Consider the following 20,913-nt stretch of genomic DNA (forward strand, 5'->3'; position numbering starts at 1 on the left):
CCTGTTGCCACGCGGTCGGGACCGGGTGGCAACAGGGACAGGGCTGGACGGTCAGGTGGCGGGGTTGACCTGCTGGTCGATCTGGCAGGTCAGCTCCAGTGCGGCCAGGGCGCTGGCCGGGCTGATCTCGTTGGCGGCCTCACCGCGCAGCACGGCCAGCACATGGTCGATCATCGCCGTGTACTGGTCAGCGACGGGTAGCTCCACCTCGTGGGCCCCCTCGTCGCTGTAGGCGGTGAGAGTCCCGGCCGGCTTGCCGTCGTAGCCCATGGCCGAGACCCACTCAAGGACGCCGTGGGTGAAGGCGGCGGTGTAGCCGCTGCGGGCACCCCACGGCTTGGGCCGCAGTGAGGAGACCGAGCTGCGGGCGATCGCGCCGTCGAAGGCCAGGGTGGCCTCCAGGGCGCCGGCGTCCGCGTCGCGTCCCACCGCGGTGACGTGGACCTGGTCCGGTGTGCCGAGGGCCCGGGTGATCAGGTCCAGGTCGCTGTGCATGGCCTCCATCGGCAGCGCCTTCAGCCCGAGCGAGGCGCCCGGCCACAACAGAGCGACCGCGTTCCAGCAGGTCAGTTCCTGGAGTCGGCCGTAGGTACCCTCGCCTACGGCGTCGCTGAGGGCCTGGTTGGCGGGGATGAACCGCTCGAACATGTCCACGAACACGTGCCGGTCGCTCGACTCGGCGGCGGCCACGATCCTGCGGCCCTCCTCCAGGGAACCGGCCATGGGCAGTTCGGTCAGAACGTGCTTGCCGGCCTCCAGGGCGCGCAGCACCATCGGCGCATGCAGCGCGATGGGCAGACAGACATCGACCAAGTCGAAGGAGGGGTCGGTGAAGGCGGCGTCCAGGTCAGTGCCGGCGGCGAACCCGAACTGTCCGGCGGCCTGCGCGGTCTTGTCCGCGTCGCGGCCGAACATCACCACCTCGACATCGTCGCGGGCGGCGTAGACGGCGGCGTGCGCCTGGCCGAAGTTGGTTCCCAACAGGGCGATCTTCATGAGGGCTCGGTTCCTTTCAATGAGCGGGGGCGGTGTGCCGGGCCGGGCAGGGCAGTGCGCCGGTGCCTCCGGCGTGCGGTCCGGCCAACTCCTGCGGTCAGGAGGGTTGGGCCTGGCTGATGCACACGGGCTGGCCGGAGGGGTCCAGCAGGACCGTCCAGTGGTCGCCGGGCTGGAAGTCGGGCTTGGTCGCCCCGAGTTCCAGCAGCCGCTTCTCGGCGGCGGCCACATCGGGAAAGGCCAGGTCCATGTGGAAGGGCAGCTCCTGCTGGGGCCAGGTGGGCGCGGTGAAGGAGCTGGAGGTCCAGAAGATGTACATCGTGTTGCCGACGGTGACGGGGAAGGCGACCTCGTTGCCGTGCTCGTCGGGGTAGGGCTGTCCGACCTCGCTGCCCAGTGCGGCGGCGTAGAACTCGGCGAGCCGGCGGCCGTCGTCGGCCCAGATCGCGTACGAGATCACCGAGCCGCTGAGAGTGCCGGTGGAGTGGGTGGTGCTCATGGCGGATGGGTCCTTTCCTCGGTTGCACGGCCGTCAGGGGCCGGTCGTAGATCATGTGGGTGGCGCAGGGGAACCTCGGCGGGGCGGCGTCCGGGCCGGCCCACCCCTGTGCGGCTCAGGAGTCAGCCGGCTGGGCGGGCTGGGAGAACAGGCCGAAGCGGTTGCCGCGCGGGTCGAGGATGCGGGAGAAGACCAGACCGTCGGGGTTGGCTTCGGGCCCGTACTCGACCCGGGCGCCCGCCTGCTGTGCGGCGCCGGTGGTGGCGGTGACGTCGGAGACCAGGAAGGACGGCATGGCGTAGTCGGCGCCATCGGGGCTGCTGCTGTGGTCCCACAGGCCGCCGGAAGGCCACTCGGCTGAGGGGACGAAGATGCTGAAGTACGGCTTGCCGCCTGCTGACTCGTCCTTCTCGAACCGCCAGCCGAACGCCGCGGCGTAGAAGTCCGTGGTGGCCCGCGCGTCGGTGGTGCCGATCTCGAACCAGGCCATCGCACCCGGCTGCGGCGCATACGACGCCTGCTGCATGTGCTCCTCGGTCGCCGCCGCCCGCTCGGCGAGCTTCTCGGAGCCGCCGCGGGAGAACAGGGAGAAGATGTTGCCGCGCGGGTCGGCCAGCCGGGCGAAGACCGTCACTTCACCGACCGTGGTGGCCGGGACGATGACCTTCGCGCCGAGCGCGGTGAGTTTGTCGACATCGGCGTGCACGTCGGCGGACAGGACGGAGAGGTTGATGGCCTCGCCGCCGGTGTCGCCCTGCTGGATGGCGCCCATCGGCCAGGCTGCGCCCGGGGCGAGGATGCGGGTGTAGGTGCGGCCGTCGACCGAGGAGTCCGGGTCGACCTCGAAGCTCCAGCCGAGGAGGGGGCCGTAGAAGTCGGTGACGGCCTTCGGGTCGGTGGTGCCGATCTCGAACCAGACCACCTGGCCGGGAGACATGAAACCCATGATGAAAATGCCTTTCGCGGGTGCGGTACGGGGTCACAAGGGAGCGGGAACAGGCTGTGGTGTCGAGCCTTGCCCCCTGTGGTGTCGAGCCTTGCCCCCTGTGGTGCGGGGGCCCGTGGTGCGGGCCGTTGGAGTGAGGCCGCGGGGCCGGTGGCGTGTCAGCCGATCGGGACCGGCTCGGCCTTCTGGTCGGGGGCGGCCTTGGCGGTGGCCGGTCGCTTGGTGCCGGCGGTGCGGGGCAGGGCGAACAGGACGGCGGACGCGGCGGTGAAGGCGCCGGCGACATACCACAGGGAGCCGGTGAAGGCGTGCGGCATCTGCTGCGCCTGGGCGGCGGGGCTGCCGGGCCCGAGCCGGCCGAAGAAGACGACCGAGGACAGGGCCACGCCGACGGCCTGGCCGAGCTGCATGGTGGTGTTGGTCAGCCCGGAGGCGGAGCCGGCGTGCTCGTGGGGGACCTCGGAGAGGATCACGTCGGTCAGCGGAGCGATGATCATCCCCATGCCCAGGCCCATCGGGACCAGCGGCAGCATCGTCTGCCACACGGCGATCTCCGTGCCGTAGTGCCCGGCCAGGCCGACGAACAGCACCATCCCCACCGCGGCCAGCAGCCCGTCGGCCTGCAGCCCCCAGCGGCCGAAGCGCGGCACCAGCCGCTGCATGGACAGCCCGGCGCCGGCCATCATGGCCGCCGACAGCGGCATCCCCGACAGCCCCGCCTTCAGCGGCGAAAAGCCCAGCCCCAGTTGCAGGTAGAGCGTCCAGGCCAGGAAGAACACTCCCGAGGCCAGGCCGAACAGCAGCTGCACGCCCTGTCCGCCGGCGAAGCTGCGCCGCCAGAACAGCGACAGCACCACCAGCGGTGATCCGCCGCGCCGTGCCAGGCGCCGCTCCCAGGCCACGAACGCGCCCAGCACCGGCACGGAGGCGGCCATCGACCCGTACGTCCAGGCAGGCCAGCCCAGCTCCCGGCCCTGCGTCAGCGGCAGCACCAGCGCCAGCAGGCCCGCCGTGGCCAGCACCACCCCCACCAGGTCCAGACGGGCGGCCCGCTCGGCCTTCGACTCGCCGATCAGCAGTGCCCCGGCGACCAGTCCGGCGATGCCCAGCGGCAGGTTGACCAGGAAGACCGGCCGCCAGCCGAGGCCGAACAGATCCCCCTCGGTGAGCAGGGCGCCGACCAGGGGCCCGGCGAGGGTGCCCAGGGCCATAACCGAGCCATAGATCCCGAAGACCTTGCCGCGCTCCCGCTCGGGGAAGGTGACATGGATGATGGAGAGCACCTGCGGCACCATCAGCGCCGCCATCGCGCCCTGCGTGATCCGCCCGGCCAGCAAGAGCTCCGGGCTCCCGGCGAGCCCGCACACCAGCGAGGTGAGCGTGAAGCCGACCACCCCCAGCAGGAAGACCTTCCTTCGGCCGAACAGATCTCCCAGCCGGCCGCCGGTGATCAGCCCCAGCGCGAACGCCAGCGCGTACCCACCGGTGATCCACTGCACCTGCGCCGTCGACGCGCCGGTCGCAGCCTGGATGTCGGGCAAGGCGATATGGACCACGGTCACATCGACCGCGTCCATGAAGGAGGCGACCAGCACCACGACCAGCGCCGCCCACCTGCGCGGATCGACCGCATTCGATGAGGTTCGGAGGGGTTTGTTCTCGGACATGCCCTTCACGCTAAGAGGCCTTTAGGACACCTCACGTCCGTGAAGGGCGCCATTGTGGGAAACATGACGAGCGACCTTCCCGCACGGATGCTGCGCCTGCTGTCCCTGCTGCAGACGCGCCGCGAATGGTCCGGCACCGAACTCGCCGACCGCCTCGGCGTCACCGGACGCACCATCCGCCGCGACATCGACCGCCTGCGCGAACTCGGCTACCCCGTCGAAGGCACCACCGGCCACGCCGGCGGCTACCGCCTGGCCTCCGGCACCGCCATGCCACCCCTCCTGCTCGACGACGACGAAGCCACCGCCACCGCCGTCGCCCTGCGCACCGCCGCCGGCCACCTCATCGGCATGGAGGAAACCGCCCTGCGCGCCCTGGCCAAACTCGAACAGATCCTCCCCACCAGGCTACGGACCCAGGTGGCCGCGCTGCAGCAGGCAACGGCCACCATCGGCTGGGAAACCCGCGGAGCACGCGTCGACGCGGAACTGCTGGCCACCCTCGCCGCCGCCTGCCGCGACCATGAAACCGTCACCTTCGACTACACCACCCGCCACGGCGCCTCCGCCGCGCGCCGCGCCGAACCCCACCATCTGGTCGCCTCCGGCGGCCTGTGGTACCTGCTGGCCCACGACACCGACAGAGACGACTGGCGCATCTACCGCCTCGACCGCATCACCCACCTCGCCCCCACCCGGCACCGCTTCACCCCCCGCCCGGTACCGGGTGACGACCCCGCCGCCTACGTCGCCGACAAGATCGCCACCGCCCCCACCCGCCACCGCGCCATCGCCACCGTCCAAGCCCCCGCCGACACCGTCCGCCGCCGTACCTGGGCCCTGGCCGGCCGCATCCAGCCTCTCGACGAAAACTCCTGCACCGTCGACTGCTCCAGCGACCACCTGCCCGGCGTCGCGCAGACCCTCGCCGCCCTCGACACCGACTACACCCTCGACGCCGACCCACAGGTCACGGCCTACCTCCAGCAGGCAGCCGAACGACTTCACCACGCGGCCACGTACCAGGCAGGCGAACAGACGGGCCCTCCTGACAGGCCCACGACTCCGCGCAGCGATATGCATAAATGATTCGGACTCGCCTCCCCGGGCAACGGGAGGAAGCCCTTCAACAGCCTCGCCGGTGCGTCCGGTTCTGGTGAAGGCCCTCCGCCGCTGCCGCAGGCGTACGACCCCGTCTTGAAGCTTTGCGCCGCTGTGCGACGTCCTGCCTCATGAGGTCGTCGGTGCGCGTGCTGTGCCAGATGGTGCCCTCCCACTTCACATACTGATGTTCGCGGCCTCGGAGGAGGACGGGCTTGAGGTGGCCGTGGAAGAGGAGCGTGCGGCCCTGGTCCCGGCGGCTGCGGCTGAACCACATCGTGCTCTTCTCGTGGCGGGCGAGCCGGTGCGCCGCGACGTCGGGGAGGGTGCCGCGGACGCGGCCGGGTGTGTAGGTGGTCAGGGGCTGGCTGGGTGGGCGCCAGGAGTCGGCGAGGGCCCAGTGTGCGATGGCGTCACCGCCGCGGTCAGGCGGGCTGTAGGGGTAGGTGACGCGACCTGCGACCTCGGCGAAGAACCGTTCCTGCTCGGCTTCGGTGCCGTCGGCCAGCCGACGCCAGTAGGACGATGCGATCAGCGGGGCGAGGGCGACGGCTTCGGGATAGACCGCGGCGAACAGCCGCGAGGTGCTGTAGTTGACGTAGTCCTGCTTCTCCCGGTCGAAGGGGATCAGGAGGTGGAGGCGGTCGTCCCAGGTGTCCCAGGAGCCGAAGGGTTTCGGGCGTCCGTCCACGGACCAGATGTGCGCGCAGAGCATCAGGCCGGTCAGCACCGCGTCGTAGGTGGTGGCCCAGCCGTGGCGCCGCAGCAGGAGCAGGTGGCGCCGCTGGGCGTCGATGATGTCTGGGAGCCGGGCGAGATCGACGGCGGGGTGGTCGATGTCGGGCGGGCCGATCCAGGTGCCGTGCCGCAGGCAGACGTAGGTGTGGTGGGGCAGGAGCCGGACCACCTTGCCGCCGGGATGGCGGGCGTCGCAGCGGTGGCAGCCGGTCTGCGGCTGGTGGCGGAACATCTCCCAGTTCGGTGGCGGGTCGCGTAGTTCCGGCATCGCGCCGGCCAGGGCGTGGACGGAGCGTCCGGTCAGTGCGGCGAGCCGTTCGGGGACGACGACGCGGCGGCTGGCCCCAAGGTAGGCGGGCTGGGTGACCTGTAACCACAGGCCGTTGACGTCTAGGCCGTGGAGGGTAGCCAGGCGGGTGATGTAGGAGGTAGGGATCTCGTGCCGGGCGGGCGGGACCGGGTCGGGCAGCGTGCGCAGGAGCATCAGGCCGCGCGCCTCCGCCGCCTGGTCACCTTGGCCGGGGCAGTGAGCTGTTCGGACTGCTCGGCGGCGAAGTCGGTCGGGACGCACTCCAGCAGTTCTTCGGTGATCGTCTCGCTGCCGTCCTCGATGGCCAGCACGGCGGCGCCGCGGATGAGCTGGGACAGGCTGCCGATCATGCCGCCGGTGCGGTGGAAGAGGGAGTCGCTCATCGCGGTGAGCGTGCCCGGGGCGTGCTCGTGGAGGCGGAGCATGGATTCCAGCGTGCTGACCAGCCCCCGCCACGCGTCCTTGTCAGCGGTGGTGGCGTAGGAGAACGGTGCGGCGGGGATCACGACGAACCGTCCGGCGATCTGCCGGTCCCGGGTTCCGGCGAACAGGCCCTGGCTCTCGATGTCGATGCCCGCGTAGGCGAACGTGGCCGGCAGCCGCTCGGCGAAGTACTTCAGCTGGTCGGAGGCTTCCGCCCCCGCGCGGGAGCCGAGGTTGAGGTTGTGCAGCTCGTCCACCAGGACCAGGTCGACGTGGACGTGCGCGGCGGTGGCGCAGACGGCGTCGACGACATCGGTGTGGGTGGCCCGGGCCGGGAAGGTCAGCCCGAAGAACCGGGCGAACTCCATCGCGAGCATCTTCGGCGTGGCCGCCGGCGGGACGGTGACATAGACGACCGGCAGCCGGGCCCGGTCGCGCGGGTGACGCTGGCGCGTGGCCAGCTCGTGCGCGCGGCCCAGCTGCGTGAGCGCCGTCGTCTTGCCTGTGCCGGAGGCGCCCGAGAGGATCACGCCGCGACGGGCGGAGACCTGATGGCGGTTGAGCTGGATCAGCAGCCGGGCGGTCGAGATCACCTTCCGGATCGTCGGGGTGTTCACCAGCGGCAGGTCCGCGTGATACTCCCACCGCCGGTCATCCGCCCGTGCCCGTTCCCGCCCGGTCTGCGCGGCCCGCTCGGCGGCGGGCAGCAGCTTCGGCGGGACAGTCTCGTGCTCGACGTAGCGGCGCCAGCCCTCCTTGGTCGTCAGCGGGGAGTCCGGCGGGGCCTGCTCGCCGGACTCCGGCTGGCGTGTGCTGGTCGCGGGCGTGCTCATAGCCACCTTTCGGCTTCGGCGTGGGTGTCGAAGACCCCGAAGGGCACCACCTCCGCGGACGGCGTTGCCGCGGAGTCGGGCTCAGGGTCGGGCGTGTTCTCGGTCTCGGGTGGTGCGGCGGGCGCCGGGAGTGCGGCGGCGGTGCGGGTGCGGGCGATAACCCGCGCGGAGCGCAGGTCAGGTCCGTGCTCGGCCCGGGTCAGCAGCGCGTCCAGGACGCGGGCGACGTCGGCCTCGCTGGAGTCGTCAAGACCGGTCGCGGTGGCCAGGCGGCGGGCGTGGTCCCAGGTGAAGTCCGCGAAGGGGGCGTTCACCAGGGGCAGGTGGACCCAGGGCGCGGTGATCCAGCCGCCGGTGGTGCGGACGAAGACGCGGGAGAGATCGTAGGGGTCGTAGTGCACCTCCCAGAGCCCCCGCTTGGCCGCGTGGCCGGAGTGCTGGCGCCGCCACGGCCCGAGCTCGGGCGCGTCGTAGGTGCGGTGGCCGATGCGGATGCCGTAGTCGTTGATCACCCGCCAGGCCACCGGCAGCAACTCCAGGTAGTCCTCCCCGCGCAGCACCAGCGGCAGGTAGCCGGCTGCCGCGACCAGACAGGCGTACTTGTCGTTCGGCGACATCGCCTTCCCCGGCCGAAACGGGTCACGAAGCGCGTCGTGCGGCCTCATTTGCCACCCGGCCAGCAGCCACTCCTCCAGCAATCCCTGGAGTTCGGGGATCGTCCAGACGGCGGCCTGCTCGACGCGCTCGCCGCGGCGGGTCACGTCCCGGCCGGTGTAGCCGGCCAGGTGCTGGCAGAACAGCGTGTTGACCGCGGAGAACGTCGCCTCCACGATCGCCTTGTCCGTCGGCGTGCGCGGACGCGCCTGCTGGACGGAGATGCCCAGGCGTTCGCAGGCCCGGATGAAGGTGTCGGAGATGAACACCTTCCCGCCATCGATCACCACGGTGTCCGGAACGATCACCGGTTTCGCGGCGGCCTGCTACATCCGCGCGTCGATGTCGAGCAGCTGCCGGTGCGGCATCCGCGAGGCCGCCATCCGCAGCGAGGTGGACCAGCCCGGCCGCATCGGCTCCGGGATCAGCATTCGCGCCAGCAGCAGCGAGGCGTCCACCGCCTTGGTGCCCACCGGCCGCAGCACCGCCGCGCAGATCGTGCGGGTGGCGACATCGACCGCGATCGTCAGATCCGCCCGCGCGGTCACCCCCGAGTCCAGAACCACCATCACGTCCAGCGGGGTGGAGTCGATCTGTACCTGTTCTCCGGGCCGGTCCGCGAACGTCGGCGTGAACGGCCCTGCCGGACGGTTCGCCGTCTGCCGCCGCGTGACCGCCGATCCGAAGGCGTGCCGCCCCGTGGCGAGTGCGTCGATGAGCTTGTAGAGGGTGCGCGTGCTCGGCAGCGGAACGACCCCCTCACCGTGCGCGGCCTCCACCGTCTTGTCACGCGGCGGATCAGCCGCGACCGCGTGCCGGTCGAGATGTTCGTCTCGCCGTCGAGCACTTCGCGGATCGCGGCCACCAGCCGGGCGTCCGCCCGGCCCGTCGTCTCCCACCGCCGCGTCGTGCGCTGATCCACCAGCCCCCCAAGCCCCTGCTTCAGGTAGCGCGACCGCTTGCCCTCCACCGTCCGCAGGCTCACATCCAGCTCGGCCGCTTTCGCCCTCATCCGCTCGGTCAGCGACCGCGTCGCCGGGTCGTACTCCGGCCGCGCGGGCGTGCCCGGCTCGGCGCCGGGCGGCAGTCCGGTCTCCACCTCCACCACGTGCCGCTGCCACTCGGCCGCCGCCGCCCGCGCGGGCTCCGGCAGCGTCTGCAGCAGACCGAACGGCTCCAGCTCCGGCAGCGGCTCGGTGCCGGTAACAGCGAAGTCCGGCGCCGCCATCAGATACGAGGCCAGCACCAGCGATTCCGCCCCGCCGGCCGACCGCAGTCGCACGGCCGTCCCGGCCAGCGCGACCACCTGATGTTCGCCGCCGTCGAAGGTCAGCCAGTCGCCCGGCCGCAGCACCGGACTCTCACCCGCGGTCATCGGCTCACCCCCGGCGCGATCAGGGAGCTGCTGTGCAGGGGCACCGAGACATCGACCGTCAGCTCGTGCGACCACAGCAGGTGGAACAACACCGGCAGCACCGAAGCGGCTCACCCGTCTCCGCGGCCCCGTCCATCAGGGGCAGCGGCTCGGCGAACACCTCCCGCAGCCGTGAGGTGGCCGGCTCCACCCGGTGCCGGGGGTGCCGGTAGCCCGACAGCCACCGCACGTTGCGGACCACGACCGCATCCGGGGCGCCCAGCAGCCGGAACTCCCACCCCACCTCGGTGCAGGCCGCCGCCGTCGCCTCGAACTTCACCACGTCCCGCGGGCCGCGGCGTTCAGCCGGGCGGCAGTCGACGATCACGGCCGTCCCGTCGTCGCGACGGGCGAAGTAGTCCGGCGCGTGCGAGAGAGGCCGCCCGTTCGCCGCCGACCACCACAGGCCCGGCAGGTTGCGCTGCCGGCGGTACGACGCGAAGGCGCGTACCGGGGCAGCGTGCTCGAACGACACCGCCCACGCGTTCGCCAGCGGGCGCCGCAACTCCGTCCTCTCCGGAGCGATGTACGCGACCTCGAACCCGGCCGCCAGCGGCCCGGCGGAACCGCCCGGCAGAACCTCTAACGCATGGACCACGACCAGCTAACCCCGCCCCTGTCCGCAAGGTAGCCCTTCAGTCCGCAAGATCCCCCGCAACGTATAGCTTCAATCCGAAGCCTCCGAAGTCACAGGACGTGAACTCCACCCCGGCCGCCAGCAGTGCGGTGACATTCGCATGGGACACCAGCTTGGAGTCGGCAACCATCAGGAACTTCTGTTCGTCGGCCATGCCCTGCAGGTCTTTCATCGCGCCGACGACCTGACTGACCTCGGCCGCACCGCCGTCGAAGACACGGGCGTGGAGGGGGACGGAGCCGTCGGCGGAGACCGCGAGTCCGGCCTGGACCTGCTTCAGGGCCACTCGCCGGTCCTTGGGGCGCCCGTAGCCGATGACCGGGTTCTGCTCGTCCTGGTCCTCGACCGGGTAGGCGCCGTGGACGGACATGCTGGTCATGTCCCAGTGCAGCCGGGACACATCGATGCCGAACTCGGCGACGGCCCGGGCACCGACCGTCCCTGCGATCCGCTCCAGCCCGGGCGCGATCGCGTCCAGGGCCCGGGCCAGACGGTCGTCGTTGAGCAGAGCCGGCTCGATGCCGAAGACCTCCTCCACCGCCCAGGTGCGAGCCCAGTCGCCGACCCGCACCAGCGGTGCGGGTGAGGTCAGCCGGTTGACTATCAGCGTCTCGATCACCTGCCCGTGGGTCAGATGCGCGCTCGCGCCGCCCGGACACACCTCGTCGACAATCCCGGCGACATCCAGCCGGCGCAGAAACTCGGCAGCGACAGGCAGAGCGCCCAGACGCTTCTCCACCACGGACGTCACCACCACATCAAGGCGCTGACGGACAGACCGTGGCCGCGGAGACCGGGAAGTCATCGACACACCCGGACCAACGCCACACCACTGGCCCCGGACACCCCCAAGCCGGTCACATCATACGAATCGACGACCCGCGAAGTGCGGGACTAGAGGGTGAGCACGATCTTTCCCCGGGCGTGGCCGGTCTCGCTCAACTGGTGCGCCGCGGCTGCGTTTTCGAGGGGGAAGACGGCCGCGACCGGCACGGTGAAGCGGGCCTGGCCGGCGAGAGCGGCGGCCACGGCAAGTCCTTCGACCGCCTGCGGGTCCGCTCCTGGGCCCGCCGAGCGTGTGTGGTGGACTCCATACTTAGCGGCGTTCATGTCGGCGATGGTCACCACCCGGTCCGGGCTTCCGGTGAGGTCCGCCAGATCGGGCAGCGAGCCGGATCCGGCGCAGTCCAGGACGACGTCGACTCCGTCCGGTGCCAGGGCGGTGACCCGCTCGCCCAGCCCGGGGCCGTAGGTGACCGGCGTCGCCCCCAGCCCCGCGACGAACTGGTGGTTGTGCGCGCTGGCTGTACCGATGACGGTCGCGCCGCGGGCCGCTGCGAGTTGGACGGCGACCGTGCCGACCCCGCCGGCCGCGCCCTCGATCAGCAAGGTCGTACCGGTGTCGACCTTCAGCCGGTCGAGGGCCCGCGTGGCGGTCTCCACGTTCCCGGCCGCGCCGCCGGCCTGCTCCCAGCTCAGCGCGTCCGGCTTCAGCGCCCAGGCTGCCAAGACGGCGTACTCGGCGTTCGCACCGCCGAGCTCCGCGACCTCGACGATGCCGAAGACCTCGTCGCCTGGCCGGATACCGGTTACCCCTGTGCCGACCTCGTCGACCACACCCGCGGCATCCATGCCGAGCACGTGGGGCAGGCACAGCGGCACCATGTCGCGGAACCGCCCTGAACGGAGGTGGCAGTCGGCGGGAGTGAGGCCCGATGCCCGCACGCGCACCCGGATGTGGCCTGGTCCCGCGTGCGGTTCCGGTACGTCGGCGACTTCCAAGACACTTGCGGAACCGTACTCGGAGAATGTCAGGGCTCTCATGGCGTCGGACGCTATCGGAACACCCCGTCCGTTTGACTAAAGTGAGAGCGGTGACGATCCCTTTGCCTCACTCCCTGCGCTCCGATGCCCGGGACAACCGGGAACGTATCCTCGCCGTGGCCCGCACGACTTTCGCCGAGCAGGGGCTGGACGTGGCGATGCGCGAGATCGCGCGGCGTGCCGAGGTCGGACCCGCGACCCTCTACCGGCACTTTCCGACCAAGGAGGCGCTGGTCACCGAGGCGTTCCGCGAGCAGATGACGGCCTGCACGGCCATCGTCGACGAGGGACTGGCCGATCCTGACCCATGGCGCGGCTTCTGCCTGGTGATCGAGGCGGTGTGTGAAATGCAGGCGCAGGACCGGGGCTTCACCGCGGCGTTCGTCTCGGCCTTCCCCCGCGCGATCGACTTCGCTGCGGACCGGGAGCAGGCACTGGGCAAGGTCGCTGAACTCGCCCGCCGAGCCAAGGCAGGTGGCAAGCTGCGCCCGGACTTCGTCCTGGACGACCTGATCATGGTGCTCATGGCCAACGGCGGCATCCGGACCACCTCGCCAGCCGCCGCGGTGACCGCCTCACGGCGCTTCGCCGCGCTGCTGATCCAGGGCATGCGGGCCGAGCCGGCCATCCCGCCGCTGCCCCCGCCGGTCCGGCTGCCGCTGGCAGTTGTGACTTAGGAGTCCTTGCAGAAAGATCTTGGTGTGGCACGGTGGAAGGGACGGTGATCTCGTTCCTCGGGGGTGAGGATGTCCCAGCCGAAGCCATGGGAAGTCGGTGACGAGCTGTGGGCGCTCATCGAACCGTTACTGCCCCGGCATCCTCGCCGGTACCGATATCCGGGCCGCAAGCGGATCGATGACCGCAAGACACTGCAGGGCATTCTGTTCGTTCTCTACACCGGAATCCAGTGGGAGTTCCTGCCACAGGAGTTGGGGTTCGGCTCGGGCCCTACCTGCCGGCGGCGCTTGGCTGAATGGCAGGAGGCCGGGGTGTGGGACGAACTCCAGCGGGTTCTGCTGGACCGGTTGCGGGCCGCGGGCCGTCTGGACTTCTCCCGCGCCACGATCGATGCCTCGCATGTGCAGGCCAAGCGGGGGCGAAGCCGCCCAAAAGTCGGGCCGAGTCCGGTTGACCGGGGACGGCCGGGCTCGATACATCACGTGCTGACCGACGCGCACGGCACTTGGCTGCGTGTGTCCCTCACCGGTGGCCATCGCAACGACGTCACACAGTTCCTCCCTCTGGTCGACGCCGTGCCGCCCGTTCGAGGGCGGCGAGGACGGCCCCGGCGAAAGCCCCGAGCCCTCTACGCAGACCGTGGCTACGACCATGACGTCTACCGCCGTTGCCTGCGGGAGCGGCACATCACCCCGAAGGTCGCACGCCGCGGACAGCCACACGGCTCGGGGCTGGGCCGCATCCGGCTGGGTTGCCGAGTCAGCTATCGCCCACCTCCACGGCCCACGTCGCCTACGCATCCGCTGGGAAGCACGCGACGACATGCACGACGCCTTCCTCCAACTCGCCCACTGCATGACTCTCGCCCGCAGAACTCCCAGCTTTCTGAAAGGACTCCATAGTCGCGCATGCCCCGCCGCGGCTCTACGCGGCCGAACCGCCCGCCGACCCGCAGGAACAGCTCCTCGAGCTCAGCCGTCCACCGGCCTATTGCACCATCTACCGCCACGTTCAGCGCCTGCCCGCGCGAGGGCGCCGCACCACGCGCCGCGGCGGGTTTCCCGAAAGCTCTACCCGACGGCACGTCAGCTACCCAGGCTGAGAAAACACTGCCTGACCAGCGGGAATCGCGAAGCGCGACTGGAGTACTAGGGCGCTTCTGACGGCTCTTGGAACCGTCTGATGGCTGTCACTGGTGCGCCTGGAGGGACGATCGGCGCATCACGAGGTGGCTTGCCTTGCGCCGACGATCAGTCCAACGCCCGACCAAGAGCCGCAAGGAACGGCCTAACGGCGGACGGGTAGTAGATGAGTTTGTCTGCCAGCCCCTTCGTGTGTACGCGCCACCGGCCGCTTCGGTGCAATGAATCGTAGCCGAGGCCGGACAGGATGCATTGTCGCTACGAGGGGTTGAACGTCTCCGCTAGACAGGTCTGCGGGTTAAGGAACAGACGAGCATCAGGCACGGGAAGAGCCGACTGGCTGTCACCGCTGGCGACGGCGAGCGCGTCGCCTTAGGCGGCATGCGGCAACATAGCCGACGATCCCCGGCTAGGGAAACCGGGGATCGTCCGGACACTCGAACAGTCCGCAACCGGCTGCGCTTGGCGGTGGAGCCAAGCGGACACGCACAACGTCGAGCTCGCACGCCGACGTCGCTGCCCGCTGTCCTGCCAATACCCGGAAGCCCCCCATGACTGCAAACTCACTGTCGTCCTCGTCTGCCGCCGTCTCCGTCCTCGGCCGCCGTACTCCCCACACCTGACACATTGACGCGGCCTCTTCGCCGATCGAATCGAGGAAAGTTCTTTTTGGCTGGGTACATAGAAGACCGCTGGATCAAGAAAAAGAAGGACCCTGTCACCGGTAAGCGGGAGCGCACCAGCCGTTACGGCAAGGGATCTCGCTATAGGGTTTCGGGGATTCCGGGTGTGCGGGGCAGGTCGTTTGAAACGCTGGAGGACGCGAAGGCATGGATTCGGAGGTCGAGCACCGATCAAGAGCGTGGAGAGTTTGTCGATCCCCGTGACGGGTCGATCCTCCTTGAGGATTATGTACAGCGCTTCTGGTTCCCTGGCATGTCTGGCTCCATCAAGACCAGGCAGAACCAGAGTCGAAAGGTGTTGCTTCACGTCCTTCCGCACCTGGGCCAAGTCCCGCTGAGGGACGTCACCGCTGCTCGACGCCGCAGTACGCGCGAGCCATCCTCGGGGCTCTGTCCAACATCTTCGAGACGGCCATCGATGACAAGCGATTGATCCGCAACCCCATGCGGGCAAAATCGGTTCGTTGGCCCAAAGCTGACGAAGTGAGACGCGAAGCATGGCCCTTGGAGACGGCTCGCCAGATGCGGGACAGCATAAGCGATCGCTACCGGATAACGGTGGTTCTCGGTGTGGGGTGCGGTCTGCGGCAGGGTGAAGTATTCGGGCTGAGCCCAGATGACATCGACTATGAAAAATGTGTCATCTATGCGAGGAGGCAAGTTCAGACATTCTGTGGGCGCCTCTACTTCACTCTCCCGAAGGGCGGTAAGACGCGTGTCGCAGGTATGCCTGCTTCCGTCGCCTGTGAGTTGAGGGAGCACTCCGAGAAGTATCCAGCAGTGGAGGTGGAGCTGCCATGGGGTGAGCCCGGTAAGCCGATGAGGAAGGTCCTGTTGCTGCTCACGACCAGGTTCGGCAATGCCGTCGCGGTGAACACGTACAACACCTACATCTGGAAGCCTCCGCTGGCTCGCATTGGGATCATCCCTCCGCGGCCTGCGGGCGCGAAGCCGTGGCAATGGAAGGCTGCGCACCGGGACGGTTTCCATGTGTTGCGCCATACGTACGCGTCGGTGGTCCTTGAGGCCGGCGAGTCGGTGGTGACCCTGGCCAGGTGGCTGGGGGGCGAGGGCGTCGGGTCATCGATGGGTTGCTCGGCAATCCGGCGGACGTTGTGGTTGAACATTGGAACTCCCCAAATTCTCCCCAGGCCCCTCCGCGGGGCTTCCGGGGTGGAGAGGGTGGTCGGGGTGGTATTCGATGCGCTCGTATCGGTATGCTTGCATCAGCATCTGTGGACCGAATCGACCGCACGTCGCTGACCTGCGACAAAGCCCAGGAAGTAGCCTGATCCGCATGTTGTCCGAAGTCATCGCGACCCGCTACGTCACGCCCTTGCGTGAGGGCGGGTCGCTTCCGGGGATCGTCGAGGCCGACGATCTCGGTACGTATGTCATGAAGTTCACCGGGGCGGGGCAGGGGCGCAAGACTCTGGTCGCCGAGGTCATCTGTGGGGAGCTGGGGCGTCGGCTCGGGCTGCGGGTGCCGGAGCTGGTGCGGATGCAGCTGGACCCGGTGATCGGGCTGAGCGAGCCCGATCAGGAGGTGCAGGAGCTGCTGAAGGCCAGTGGCGGCCTGAACCTCGGAATGGACTATCTGCCGGGGTCCCTCGGGTTCGATCCGCTGGCCTTCGAGGTGTCCGCGCGCGAGGCGGGCCGGGTGGTCTGGTTCGACGCGCTGATCAACAACGTGGACCGGTCGTGGCGCAACCCGAACCTGCTGGTCTGGCACGGTGAGCTGTGGCTGATCGACCACGGTGCCACGATGATCTGGCAGCACAACTGGCCCTCCGCCGAGAAGTCGGCCGCGAAGCCGTACGACGCCTCCGATCATGTGCTGGCGAGCTTCGGGCCGGACATCGAGGCGGCGGCGGCCGAGTTCGCGCCGCGCGTCACCGAGGAGCTGCTGACCGAGGTCGCCGCCGCGGTGCCGGACGAGTGGCTGGTGGGCGAGCCGGGGTTCGACTCGCCGGACGAGCTGCGCGGCGCCTATGTGCGGGCGCTGCTGGGCCGCGCCCCGGTGATCGGCGAGCGGATCGGCATCGGGGAGCCCACGAAGGACGGGCCCTCCCGGGTGCCGGGCTGGCTGGCGACCGAGTTGCCGCGGAGGGCAGTGAAGTGAGCGGCCTGCACAACGGACGTGACGTGTTCGAGTACGCCCTGCTCAAGGTCGTACCGCGGGTCGAACGCGGCGAGATGATCAATGCGGGGGTGGTTGTGTACTGCCGCGCCCGGAGCTTCGTCGAGGCGCGTACGTACCTGGACGAGGGGCGGCTGCGGGCGCTCGACGCGACGGCCGACGTCGAAGGGGTCAAGGCGGCGCTGCGTGCCGTCGAGGGAATCTGCGTGGGCGGTGAGCGGGCCGGGCAGGCTGCGGGGGACGACGCGGGGCGGCGCTTCCGGTGGCTGATCGCGCCGCGCAGTACCGTCGTACAGCCCGGCCCGGTGCACACCGGGCTGACCGTGGACCCGACCGTGGAGGCGGAGCGGCTGCTCGACCTGCTGGTGAGGTGAGCCGGAGGGCCGCCGGTCCGTACCGGGCCCGGCGGCCGTCCTGAAGTGCGAAGGCGTGCCGGGGAGGCGTTGACAGGGGGTGGCCGGGCTTCTAGCGTCAGCCCTGCTGAAGCTACTAAGCGGTTGCTCACCTGCGGTTGCGGTGCGGCGGACCGCTCGTCGAGGTTTCGAGGGTGAGGAGAACCCCGCATGTCCACCACCGAGCAGCGCGTCGCCATCGTGACGGGCGCGGCCCGCGGCATCGGCGCGGCCACCGCCGTGCGCCTGGCCGCCGAGGGCCGCGCCGTCGCCGTCCTCGACCTGGACGAGGCGGCCTGCAAGGACACCGTCGAGAAGATCACCGCGGCCGGCGGCAAGGCGCTGGCCGTGGGCTGTGACGTCTCGGACGCGGAGCAGGTGGAGGCGGCGGTCGCGCGGGTCGCCGCGGAGCTGGGCGCGCCCACCGTCCTCGTCAACAACGCGGGCGTGCTCCGCGACAACCTGCTGTTCAAGATGAGCGACAGTGACTGGGACACCGTCATGAACGTGCATCTGCGGGGCGCGTTCCTGATGTCGCGCGCCTGTCAGAAGCACATGGTCGACGCCAAGTTCGGCCGGATCGTCAACCTCTCCTCCAGCTCGGCGCTCGGCAACCGCGGCCAGGTCAACTACTCGGCCGCCAAGGCCGGCCTGCAGGGCTTCACCAAGACCCTCGCCTTCGAGCTGGGCAAGTTCGGTGTCACGGCCAACGCCGTCGCCCCCGGCTTCATCGTCACCGACATGACCGCCGCCACCGCCGAGCGTGTCGGCATGGGCTTCGAGGACTTCCAGGCCGCGGCCGCCACCCAGATCCCCGTACAGCGCGTCGGCCGGCCCGAGGACATCGCCAACGCCATCGCCTTCTTCACGGGCGAGGCGGCCGGCTTCGTCTCCGGCCAGGTCATGTACGTGGCCGGCGGCCCGCTCAACTGACGCCGGAGGTGGCGAACATGACTGCACAGGACAAGCAGCTGCCCCCGCTCTCCGGCAAGGCGGCGCTGGTCACCGGCGCCAGCCGGGGTATCGGGTACGGCATCGCGCAGGCGCTCGTGGCCCGCGGCGACAAGGTCTGCATCACCGGCCGCAACGAGGACGCCCTCAAGGAGGCCGTGGAGGCGCTGGGCGCCGACCGCGTCATCGGCGTCGCGGGCAAGGCCCACGACGAGGCCCACCAGGGTGTCGCCGTTGAACGCGCCATGGAGGCGTTCGGCCGCGTCGATTACCTCGTCAACAACGCCGGTACGAACCCGGTCTTCGGCCCGATCGCGGACCTCGACCTGAACGTCGCCCGCAAGGTGTTCGAGACCAATGTCGTCTCCGCGCTGGGCTTCGCGCAGCGCACCTGGCACGCGTGGCAGAAGGACAACGGCGGTGCCATCGTCAACATCGCCTCCATCGCCGGCGTCTCGGCCTCGCCCTTCATCGGCGCGTACGGCATGAGCAAGGCCGCGATGATCAACCTGACGTTCCAGCTCGCGCACGAGTTCGCGCCGGTGGTACGGGTCAACTCCATCGCCCCCGCGGTGGTCAAGACCAAGTTCGCGGCCGCGCTGTACGAGAACCGCGAGGAGGAGGCCGCCTCGGGCTATCCGATGGGGCGCCTCGGCGTCCCGGAGGACATCGGGGGCGCGGCGGCGTTCCTGCTGTCCGACGCCGCGGGCTGGGTCACGGGGCAGACCCTCCAGGTCGACGGCGGGCTGTTCCTCAACGCGGGCGTCTGAGGACGCGGAGGAGCGGGGGCCGGTCAGGGCGTGCCGACGGGCGGCGGGGCGGTGGCGGGTTGCCGATGCGCCGGCGCGTGCTGGTGTGCACGCCCCGCGTGCGGGTGCGCTGAACGGGCTTGCGTCGGTGCGCGCTCCAGAAATGCGGGGCTTGCGTTGGTGTGCGCTCCAAGAGGCAGGGTCTGTGGTGCCGGTCCGGACAGGACCGGCACCACACCTGTCCCGGACCCGTGCGTACGAGGGCTCGCGACGCACTCCGAGAAGGAGGCACACCATGCGCTACTGCAGACTCGGCGGTGGTATGGGGCCCACGATCAGCGCCCTGTGCCTGGGGACCCTGCCGTTCGGCACCACCGTCGCCGAACCGGCCTCGTTCGCCATCCTGGACCGCTTCGCCGAGGCGGGCGGCACCTTCCTGGACACCGCCAACAACTACGCCTGCTGGGTGCCGGGCGCGACCGGCGACGAGAGTGAGCTGCTGCTCGGGCGCTGGCTGCGCAGCCGGGGCGCCCGAGACCGTACGGTGCTGGCCACCAAGGTCGGTGCCCGGCCCGATCCGTCCCGTGGCCCCGAGTGGCCCGCCAATCTGGAGGGGCTGGGGGAGAAGGCCGTACGGGACGGGATCGACGGCAGTCGGCGGAGGCTCGGCACCGACCGGGTGGACCTGTATTACGCGCACGCCGAGGACCGGGACGTACCGCTGGAGGAGACCGTCGGGGCGTTCGCGGGCCTGGTGCAGGACGGCACCGTGGGCGTCCTCGGGCTCAGCAACCACGCCACCTGGCGGCTCGCCGAGGCCCGCCGCATCACCGCCGGCCAGGGCCTGCCCGGCTTCCGTGCCGTACAGCAGCGGCACACCTATCTGCGGCCGCGGTACGACGCGGAATCCGGCCTCCAGCGAGAGACCGACGAGGAACTGCTCGACTACGCCACCGCGCACGACGACCTGACGCTGCTCGGCTACTCGACGCTGATGCACGGCGGGTACGCGCGGCCGGAGAAGCCGCTGCTCGAACGGTACGACCACCCCGGTTCGGTGCCGCGGCTGCGGGTCGTCCACGAGGTCGCGGCGGAGGCCGGGGCGACCGTGAACCAGGTGGTGCTGGCCTGGCTGATGGGTGGCCGGGTGCCGGTCGTCCCCGTTCTCGGTGTGAGTTCGGTGACACAGCTGGACGAGGCGTTGGCGGCGCTGGATCTGCAACTGGACGTGGTGCAGCGGGCGCGGCTCGACACGGCGTGAGCGGGCGCGGGCCGGGCGGTGGGCGGGCGGGAGCCGGGCGGCGTGCGGGCGTTGTCAGTGGTCGCCGGTAAGTTCGTTGTCGAGAACGGATCGCACACCGGAGGTTGTTCAGTGATGACCGACATGCTGCCCGAGTCCTGGCGCGGCGCCCTCGGCGAGGAGTTGGAGAAGCCCTACTTCAAGGAGCTCACCGAGTTCGTCGAGCAGGAGCGGGCGAAGGGGCCGGTCTACCCGCCCCGCGAGGAGGTCTTCGCGGCCCTCGACGCCACCCCGTACGACCAGGTCAAGGTGCTGGTCCTGGGGCAGGACCCGTACCACGGCGAGGGCCAGGGCCACGGGCTGTGCTTCTCCGTGCGGCCCGGCGTCAAGACGCCGCCGTCGCTGCGCAACATCTACAAGGAGATGAAGGAGGAGCTGGGCCACCCGGTACCGGACAACGGGTACTTGATGCCCTGGGCCCGCCAGGGCGTGCTGCTGCTGAACGCGGTGCTGACGGTGCGGGCGGGCGAGGCCAACTCCCACAAGGGCAAGGGCTGGGAGAAGTTCACCGACGCGGTGATAAAGGCGGTCGTCTCCCGGCCGGACCCGGCGGTGTTCGTGCTCTGGGGCAACTACGCGAAGAAGAAGCTGCCGCTGATCGACACGGAGCGGCACGCGGTCGTGGAGGGCGCGCATCCCTCCCCGCTCTCCGCGAAGAAGTTCTTCGGGTCGCAGCCCTTCACCCGGATAAACGAGGCCATCGCCGCGCAGGGCCACACCCCGATCGACTGGCGCATCCCCGACCTGGGCTGAGCCGGGGAGCCGCGGCGCGTCGCGCACACCGCGCGGCGCGGACCGGTGCCGGTTAGCGTCGGGGGAGGCAGGCCGTACGCGGC

21 protein-coding genes and 1 pseudogene are annotated in these 20,913 nt (G+C 70.2%); 10 read left to right on the forward strand and 12 right to left on the reverse strand.

Annotated elements, in window-relative coordinates; all coding sequences use genetic code 11:
* Window positions 1–51: 51 nt before the first annotated feature.
* The 4 genes from ACZ53K_RS30885 to ACZ53K_RS30900 form a co-directional block, all read right to left on the reverse strand.
* A complete protein-coding gene (locus tag ACZ53K_RS30885) occupies window positions 52–996 on the reverse strand; it encodes a Gfo/Idh/MocA family protein (RefSeq protein WP_468842957.1) in 945 nt (314 codons plus the stop codon).
* Between the two features lie 97 nt (window positions 997–1,093).
* Entirely contained in the window at window positions 1,094–1,495 is a 402-nt protein-coding gene (locus ACZ53K_RS30890; protein ID WP_468842960.1) for a VOC family protein, read from the reverse strand.
* Window positions 1,496–1,610: 115 nt separating this feature from the next.
* Window positions 1,611–2,432, reverse strand: a complete 822-nt coding sequence (locus ACZ53K_RS30895; RefSeq protein WP_468842963.1) for a VOC family protein — start codon at window positions 2,430–2,432, stop codon at window positions 1,611–1,613.
* A 167-nt stretch (window positions 2,433–2,599) separates the two neighbouring features.
* Window positions 2,600–4,108 carry an MFS transporter gene (locus ACZ53K_RS30900; RefSeq protein WP_468842965.1) on the reverse strand — a complete coding sequence of 503 codons (1,509 nt, stop codon included), beginning with the start codon at window positions 4,106–4,108 and terminating at the stop codon, window positions 2,600–2,602.
* 63 nt (window positions 4,109–4,171) lie between these two features.
* On the opposite strand from ACZ53K_RS30900, the gene ACZ53K_RS30905 reads away from it, so the two are divergent.
* Complete coding sequence (locus tag ACZ53K_RS30905; protein ID WP_468842968.1) at window positions 4,172–5,197, forward strand: helix-turn-helix transcriptional regulator; 1,026 nt, start codon at window positions 4,172–4,174, stop codon at window positions 5,195–5,197.
* 37 nt (window positions 5,198–5,234) lie between these two features.
* On the opposite strand, the gene ACZ53K_RS30910 is transcribed toward ACZ53K_RS30905, so the two are convergent.
* From ACZ53K_RS30910 to ACZ53K_RS30945, 8 genes are all read right to left on the reverse strand, one after another.
* On the reverse strand, window positions 5,235–6,431 hold the full coding sequence (locus ACZ53K_RS30910; RefSeq protein ID WP_468842971.1) for a hypothetical protein: 1,197 nt from the start codon (window positions 6,429–6,431) through the stop codon (window positions 5,235–5,237).
* Complete coding sequence (locus ACZ53K_RS30915) at window positions 6,431–7,513, reverse strand: TniB family NTP-binding protein (protein WP_468842973.1); 1,083 nt, start codon at window positions 7,511–7,513, stop codon at window positions 6,431–6,433. Before ACZ53K_RS30915 ends, ACZ53K_RS30910 begins: the two co-directional genes overlap by 1 nt.
* Window positions 7,510–8,457, reverse strand: a complete 948-nt coding sequence (locus tag ACZ53K_RS30920; protein ID WP_468842976.1) for a Mu transposase C-terminal domain-containing protein — start codon at window positions 8,455–8,457, stop codon at window positions 7,510–7,512. The genes ACZ53K_RS30915 and ACZ53K_RS30920 overlap by 4 nt, the downstream gene beginning before the upstream one ends.
* Before the next feature lie 36 nt (window positions 8,458–8,493).
* Window positions 8,494–8,736, reverse strand: a complete 243-nt coding sequence (locus tag ACZ53K_RS30925) for a hypothetical protein (RefSeq protein WP_468842978.1) — start codon at window positions 8,734–8,736, stop codon at window positions 8,494–8,496.
* Window positions 8,736–9,542, reverse strand: coding sequence for a hypothetical protein (locus ACZ53K_RS30930; RefSeq protein WP_468842981.1), 807 nt, complete (start codon window positions 9,540–9,542; stop codon window positions 8,736–8,738). Before ACZ53K_RS30930 ends, ACZ53K_RS30925 begins: the two co-directional genes overlap by 1 nt.
* A gap of 58 nt (window positions 9,543–9,600) precedes the next feature.
* A complete protein-coding gene (locus tag ACZ53K_RS30935) occupies window positions 9,601–10,179 on the reverse strand; it encodes a TnsA-like heteromeric transposase endonuclease subunit (RefSeq protein ID WP_468842984.1) in 579 nt (192 codons plus the stop codon).
* Window positions 10,180–10,216: 37 nt separating this feature from the next.
* Window positions 10,217–10,960 carry an IS1634 family transposase gene (locus ACZ53K_RS30940; protein WP_468842987.1) on the reverse strand — a complete coding sequence of 248 codons (744 nt, stop codon included), beginning with the start codon at window positions 10,958–10,960 and terminating at the stop codon, window positions 10,217–10,219.
* A gap of 152 nt (window positions 10,961–11,112) precedes the next feature.
* Window positions 11,113–12,042, reverse strand: a complete 930-nt coding sequence (locus tag ACZ53K_RS30945) for an NADP-dependent oxidoreductase (protein WP_468842989.1) — start codon at window positions 12,040–12,042, stop codon at window positions 11,113–11,115.
* 50 nt (window positions 12,043–12,092) lie between these two features.
* On the opposite strand from ACZ53K_RS30945, the gene ACZ53K_RS30950 reads away from it, so the two are divergent.
* The 9 genes and pseudogenes from ACZ53K_RS30950 to ACZ53K_RS30990 all read left to right on the forward strand — a co-directional run bounded on the left by ACZ53K_RS30950 (window position 12,093) and on the right by ACZ53K_RS30990 (window position 20,830).
* Window positions 12,093–12,719, forward strand: a complete 627-nt coding sequence (locus ACZ53K_RS30950) for a TetR/AcrR family transcriptional regulator (protein ID WP_468842992.1) — start codon at window positions 12,093–12,095, stop codon at window positions 12,717–12,719.
* A 69-nt stretch (window positions 12,720–12,788) separates the two neighbouring features.
* Window positions 12,789–13,605, forward strand: a pseudogene (locus tag ACZ53K_RS30955) (IS5 family transposase); the annotation flags it as partial.
* A 1,423-nt stretch (window positions 13,606–15,028) separates the two neighbouring features.
* The gene (locus tag ACZ53K_RS30960) at window positions 15,029–15,808 is read left to right on the forward strand and encodes a site-specific integrase (protein ID WP_468842995.1); all 780 of its coding nucleotides are present in this window, start codon (window positions 15,029–15,031) and stop codon (window positions 15,806–15,808) included.
* Between the two features lie 34 nt (window positions 15,809–15,842).
* A complete protein-coding gene (locus ACZ53K_RS30965; protein ID WP_468842998.1) occupies window positions 15,843–16,667 on the forward strand; it encodes a HipA family kinase in 825 nt (274 codons plus the stop codon).
* Window positions 16,664–17,059 (forward strand): DUF3037 domain-containing protein, encoded by a 396-nt coding sequence (locus tag ACZ53K_RS30970; protein WP_468843001.1) that lies wholly within the window; start codon window positions 16,664–16,666, stop codon window positions 17,057–17,059. The genes ACZ53K_RS30965 and ACZ53K_RS30970 overlap by 4 nt, the downstream gene beginning before the upstream one ends.
* A 189-nt stretch (window positions 17,060–17,248) precedes the next feature.
* On the forward strand, window positions 17,249–18,010 hold the full coding sequence (fabG, locus tag ACZ53K_RS30975; protein WP_468843003.1) for a 3-oxoacyl-ACP reductase FabG: 762 nt from the start codon (window positions 17,249–17,251) through the stop codon (window positions 18,008–18,010).
* 17 nt (window positions 18,011–18,027) lie between these two features.
* Window positions 18,028–18,798, forward strand: coding sequence for an SDR family oxidoreductase (locus ACZ53K_RS30980; protein ID WP_468843006.1), 771 nt, complete (start codon window positions 18,028–18,030; stop codon window positions 18,796–18,798).
* 274 nt (window positions 18,799–19,072) lie between these two features.
* On the forward strand, window positions 19,073–20,038 hold the full coding sequence (locus tag ACZ53K_RS30985; RefSeq protein WP_468843009.1) for an aldo/keto reductase: 966 nt from the start codon (window positions 19,073–19,075) through the stop codon (window positions 20,036–20,038).
* A 114-nt stretch (window positions 20,039–20,152) separates the two neighbouring features.
* Complete coding sequence (locus ACZ53K_RS30990; RefSeq protein WP_468843012.1) at window positions 20,153–20,830, forward strand: uracil-DNA glycosylase; 678 nt, start codon at window positions 20,153–20,155, stop codon at window positions 20,828–20,830.
* The last annotated feature ends 83 nt before the right edge of the window (window positions 20,831–20,913 follow it).

It is taken from the genome of Streptomyces sp. NPDC033221 (assembly GCF_055577005.1).

Coding starts and splice junctions, on each gene's coding strand:
- ACZ53K_RS30985 (WP_468843009.1), top strand. CDS start 19,073: ATGCGCTACTGCAGACTCGGCGGTGGTATGGGGCCCACGATCAGCGCC.
- fabG (WP_468843003.1), top strand. CDS start 17,249: ATGTCCACCACCGAGCAGCGCGTCGCCATCGTGACGGGCGCGGCCCGC.
- ACZ53K_RS30905 (WP_468842968.1), top strand. CDS start 4,172: ATGACGAGCGACCTTCCCGCACGGATGCTGCGCCTGCTGTCCCTGCTG.
- ACZ53K_RS30925 (WP_468842978.1), bottom strand. CDS start 8,736: ATGGTGGTTCTGGACTCGGGGGTGACCGCGCGGGCGGATCTGACGATC.
- ACZ53K_RS30910 (WP_468842971.1), bottom strand. CDS start 6,431: ATGCTCCTGCGCACGCTGCCCGACCCGGTCCCGCCCGCCCGGCACGAG.
- ACZ53K_RS30885 (WP_468842957.1), bottom strand. CDS start 996: ATGAAGATCGCCCTGTTGGGAACCAACTTCGGCCAGGCGCACGCCGCC.
- ACZ53K_RS30965 (WP_468842998.1), top strand. CDS start 15,843: ATGTTGTCCGAAGTCATCGCGACCCGCTACGTCACGCCCTTGCGTGAG.
- ACZ53K_RS30930 (WP_468842981.1), bottom strand. CDS start 9,542: ATGACCGCGGGTGAGAGTCCGGTGCTGCGGCCGGGCGACTGGCTGACC.
- ACZ53K_RS30895 (WP_468842963.1), bottom strand. CDS start 2,432: ATGTCTCCCGGCCAGGTGGTCTGGTTCGAGATCGGCACCACCGACCCG.
- ACZ53K_RS30900 (WP_468842965.1), bottom strand. CDS start 4,108: ATGTCCGAGAACAAACCCCTCCGAACCTCATCGAATGCGGTCGATCCG.
- ACZ53K_RS30890 (WP_468842960.1), bottom strand. CDS start 1,495: ATGAGCACCACCCACTCCACCGGCACTCTCAGCGGCTCGGTGATCTCG.
- ACZ53K_RS30945 (WP_468842989.1), bottom strand. CDS start 12,042: ATGAGAGCCCTGACATTCTCCGAGTACGGTTCCGCAAGTGTCTTGGAA.
- ACZ53K_RS30990 (WP_468843012.1), top strand. CDS start 20,153: ATGACCGACATGCTGCCCGAGTCCTGGCGCGGCGCCCTCGGCGAGGAG.
- ACZ53K_RS30980 (WP_468843006.1), top strand. CDS start 18,028: ATGACTGCACAGGACAAGCAGCTGCCCCCGCTCTCCGGCAAGGCGGCG.
- ACZ53K_RS30915 (WP_468842973.1), bottom strand. CDS start 7,513: ATGAGCACGCCCGCGACCAGCACACGCCAGCCGGAGTCCGGCGAGCAG.